The 4,659-nt window shown below is 44.3% G+C and carries 4 protein-coding genes and 1 pseudogene; 4 read left to right on the top strand and 1 reads right to left on the bottom strand.

Annotated features, from left to right (window positions below; all coding sequences use genetic code 11):
• Positions 1-335: pseudogene (locus tag J7J01_04920) on the top strand (IS5 family transposase).
• Between the two features lie 106 nt (positions 336-441).
• Here J7J01_04920 and J7J01_04915 read toward each other — a convergent pair.
• Positions 442-3,387: an oligosaccharyl transferase, archaeosortase A system-associated gene (locus tag J7J01_04915; protein ID MCD6210221.1), complete on the bottom strand. Its 2,946-nt coding sequence runs from the start codon at positions 3,385-3,387 to the stop codon at positions 442-444.
• 415 nt (positions 3,388-3,802) lie between these two features.
• On the opposite strand from J7J01_04915, the gene J7J01_04910 reads away from it, so the two are divergent.
• From J7J01_04910 to J7J01_04900, 3 genes are all read left to right on the top strand, one after another.
• A complete protein-coding gene (locus J7J01_04910; protein ID MCD6210220.1) occupies positions 3,803-4,018 on the top strand; it encodes a DUF4277 domain-containing protein in 216 nt (71 codons plus the stop codon).
• A gap of 216 nt (positions 4,019-4,234) precedes the next feature.
• On the top strand, positions 4,235-4,465 hold the full coding sequence (locus tag J7J01_04905) for a hypothetical protein (GenBank protein MCD6210219.1): 231 nt from the start codon (positions 4,235-4,237) through the stop codon (positions 4,463-4,465).
• Between the two features lie 25 nt (positions 4,466-4,490).
• Positions 4,491-4,655 carry a hypothetical protein gene (locus J7J01_04900; GenBank protein MCD6210218.1) on the top strand — a complete coding sequence of 55 codons (165 nt, stop codon included), beginning with the start codon at positions 4,491-4,493 and terminating at the stop codon, positions 4,653-4,655.
• The last annotated feature ends 4 nt before the right edge of the window (positions 4,656-4,659 follow it).

Raw genomic sequence — 4,659 nt, 5'->3', positions numbered from 1 at the left:
AGCTATAACGATGCTGAAGGTCGTGATACTCGCAATGTGCTTTGAAGGTGATATAACCTTCGTAATAAGCGAATTAAAGGCTAAAGCATCGTTAAGGGAGTTTACAGGCTTCTAAGCAGGTTTACAGTCGATCAGTTTGTGGATATGGTGTTGAGAACCGTAAACGCCGTTTGTGGAAAGCGAAAGAGCGGAAAAACGATAATAATTGGAGATACCACCAATTTGACGGTGGATATTAACGGGTTCAGAAAGAAGTATAAGAGTGAAGATTTAAAAGATAAGGACTATAGGACTATAAATGGGCTTATTCCAGGTCCAAAGGCTATTATTTTGGTGGGGGTTAATGGGCTTATAGAAAAGCTTTACCAAAAGAACTTATTTGTTTTTCTTTTAGCACAGGTTTTTTTTGTAAATTTATTACTGGAATGACTATATATCAAGTTATCTGGTCAGGTCCACATTTATCGTTTTGCCGTTCATCACTGCTTCTTCCGGTACGTGCACCGCCTTCTCCACGTCCCATACAGGAGCTCCATTCTCTATATGACCCGCTCTCAACTTATATGTGGATGCGAGCACATCAAAGTTAGTGCCGTTTTCTATTGGTCCTTCAGTTGAATATGGCACTATAAACGAATAACTGCCGTTTGAGTTCGCTATCGTTCGGTTGTAGTACACGAATCTCCTGCCCTGATTTGTGGTTACATTGGTTGCGACTTCGACAATACTGCCGTCAGGTGCAGCTCCTTCTATTTTCGCTCCTTTTACGTATTCAAAGACCTTAATGTAACTCACGGGATTTATGTATTCCGGTGTCCATGCTCTTATGCCCGGCTGTCCGGTTGGGACGCCATAAAGATAAACATCCAAGTATCCTGATCTCTTTTTGATGAGGAATATATTCTTTTTTGTATTGTCCCTTATCACCCAATTCTCTCCCCTCTTTGTAACCATGCTATCTTCTGATAGTGCGAGGGGAGTGGTATTTAAACTGTTCTTCACTATTGCGGGTATGGTGCCATTGTCCAGAGCATCTTCTATCCCCATTCCCGTAGGCAAACTGAACAATTGCCCGTGAAGCTTTCGCGCCTGTGTCGCTGTACTATTATAATCGCCTGAGATTGACCGCCAATACCCTCCTCCGGTTGTCGCATTCATGATAACCAGAGGGAGATAGAAGGTCGGTGATTCATGCACCAGCCGGTAATGATTCAATGCGGATATGTTCTCACCATCCACATCCACACTCGTGCCATCGAAGATATGTAAACGGGCTTCCAATGTATGGTAATAATATGAGAGAGCACCGAAGCGTTGAGGGTCTCCTGCCCATACAGTCATCGCTGTGTATTTGTTATAATACGAGCCCCACGCATCTGCCATCATGTAATCGCTTACCGCGTATCTCACGTCGAGTGCATCAGCGACTTCATTTGCGCGCGCTTCATCTGTTGTGACGAAGAATACGCATGCACCGGGTTTATCGCCCTTATACGGACCCCCAATACCCTGCTGGAACGGATTAGCAACAGGAATGCGATGCGCTATTCTTGTTATCCAGTGTCCATAATCCCACCAGCTTATCACACCATACGCCTCCGGGGGATAATTATAATCTTCTATTCTACCCGTTGTTTTATTTATCTCCGGCATCTGGTATAACTCATAATAGGATATACCTGGCTCTGGTGTATTCTTACGCATCCATGTGAGTGATTCGTACCAGTCATAAGGAGGATCCCCAGCGTATTTCGCTTTTGCTAAAGAAGCACTTAATGGTGGATAAAACAGAATCAAGCCAATTATAAACGAGGCGATTATAACATCAGTACGCAGATATTCCGCGATCTTCTTATGCTCATGCTTATTCTGAGTTTGAGGCTCCTTAGCCTTATTGGTTGCTTTCGTCTTCGCTTTCCGCTGTGTAACTACGCTTGTACCACCCTTCTTCCCCTTCTTCGTTGTTTTCGCTTTCTCCGACACCGGCTCAACTCTGGACTTGAATGCCACGAACTCGATCACTGTCCATGCGACAAGTCCACAAAGCAGTGCAACATTCACTGCATAATAGTAGGCGAACCTATTCTGACCAAAGCATGCATAGAGCATTACCGCGCTCCAGACCATGAATAGAACCTCCTCCGCTCGAAAGCGTCTTGCTATATTATAACCAAGCCATGCGAAACCTGCGAATGCAGCGAAGAAGCAGGTGGTAAAGTATTGATATGCCTCGCCCTGTGTTATTCTCCCTGTGTAACGTGAGAAGATATGCATTGGATGTATCTCAGCTACTGTGAGAGCAGACTCAGAAGGTGTGAATATGCGGAGTTGTGATACCATCATAGAGTATAATGGATGAGCGAGGACATTCAGGAGTGAAAATGAAACTACAGCCAATATAAGTATCGCAATCGGATACCCATAAGGTTTTATCCCCCTATAATTCATAATGGAAGAGAGGATACCTAAAACAACGAATACTAACAGTCCAAGAATGAGAGAGAGGACCTGAATCCTGGTGGGTGAGTTAAAGACCGGTATCGGGGCTAACATAATCAGCGGGATAATAAATAGCGGTATTGCGATTATGCAGAGATAATCCGTGCTTTCCCCTCGCACGTGGTCAATTGTATATTGCACAACGGCATAGATGAGCAGGATAAATACAAACAGGGGTGCACCTTTCCATGCGAGGTAATAAAGCCCGAGTGAAAATCCAGCCAGAAAGAGATAAATCGCAGACGCCTTTAATGTTGTCCAATCGCGTTCCATAAACGAATGGAAGGTTATCCCTTTCTCCTTCACCCTCTTTATCGCGATAATAAGGAAGAGCATTGCTATTGTGCTGAACAGTGTCTCCGCGACGTGGTGATCGGTGAACCCCAATAGAGAGCGGGTTAAGAACTGACCTGGTAGCACTGCAATCAGTGCTGCGGATAATAATCCTGCATTCCGGTTCCAGAGTTCTTTACCTATGAAATACACGGGTATAACAGTAAAAGCACCCAATACCGCTGGATACCATGCTCCTATTACCTCTATCCCATGCTGACCGAGCGTGGCATAAGGGTGTCCAAGCCCCAGTATCCAGATGATGACCGCGAGCAGATAATCGAATAGAGGCGCAAAAGGTACGATTGTGCCATGTGGATAATAGGTGAAGGCATCGAAGAAGATGCGTTCTGGGAAGTTATGCAATGTGTTCTCTACCAGCCGCATGTTATACCACGGGTCATTACCACTGAATCTTACAAATGGACCACCGAAAACGCTATTATAGGGTAAAGCGACTCTGATATAAAGCGATAAACAAAATATCAATGCTAATATGGCACCGTAGATCAAAGATGCTTTTTCTATGCTTTTTATATTACTTATTCGTACCATCTTATTTGCCCTCCTTTGATTGCTCCTTTAGAGTTCCTCTTGCTTACTCTTACTATATAATATAAATATACTTATTTATGTATGGGGCGGTCGGTAAATAAAGAATACGCAAAAAGAAACAGGAACAGAATCAATGCCAAACTAAAAAGACTTCTTAGAGGGGGTCGTTACGGGAAATAGCCAAAGATGCTGACTTCGTTCTGATAGGGACTTAATAGGTAGAGTGTTTGAGTATGGCTCAAGGATAATTACGAGTTAGCTTTATATTACCTGTATTCCGCATATTTTGATATAAATTACTTTTGAATTAATTTTAGACATGAATTATGTCATATGAGTACCTATGTCAACGAATCTACTCTCCCCACTCGATTATAGTAGCAAGAACCTTGAGCACCCTGCCCTGGCATAGGGTATAGTAGCCACGGTATGCAAGGAAATCGGCCTCCTGGCAGACGAAATTGATAGGATCGTTGGTGTAGAACGCCAGAAAGTGACCTTGTGGCGAGGCAGTTGTTGCCATGGTCCTGAACGCTCTTCTCATGAATTCGTAGACCGACCACTGTACCTATTCCCTGGATTCATGGGGACGAACCCGGTGGAGATATTGACCAATAAGCCTTCAAGGTGAGTACGAGCATGAAGAAAGCGATATAGACTAGACGCCGTGCCAATTCAGATAAAATATGCCCCATGGCTACTCCAAGGACCACAAACCTGATCTGAAACAGTTCGTTATTTCTCTGGTCATATCTAACAACTCTGACAACTTGCCCGTTTTTATACAGGCTCTGAGTGCTACAGGTGGATAACGAGGGTACCAGAAACGTTATCCGAAGCGAAAGAGGTGCTGGAAACCACAGACACGAGAAAAAATGAGCTGCACCACTCTCGATGGTTACCGCCTCATCAGCATCGGGGTGGAATACGGCGGCGTGAAGCAGCGCTGGGTGGTGGTATTCTTGAAAAAGCGTTTATGAGAAAGCCGAAAACGCTGGAGAAGGAGAAAGAGACCAGGAGGAGAAAGAGGTATGGTATCTCTCCAATCAGGAGTTTTACAACGAAGAAGACGCACTGAAGGCTGCACAGGAGAGGGAAAAGCGATGGAAGTATCACAGGACAAGCGCAACTGCGATGGAGACAAAGAGGAAGAGGGAAAACGTAGGACGGGAGAGACCAGGAAAAGACGAGCCAACACAGAAATAGCAAAGCATTTTGATCAAACTTTCTTTAAGTTTGACGATACGGCGTGTCTTTCAGGTGTTTGAGGAT

The sequence above is a fragment of the Methanophagales archaeon genome (genome assembly GCA_021159465.1).
GTDB lineage: Archaea > Halobacteriota > Syntropharchaeia > Alkanophagales > Methanospirareceae > G60ANME1.
The sequence above is the reverse complement of the archived record's forward strand: the minus strand, read 5'-3'. Positions and strand labels throughout refer to the sequence as shown.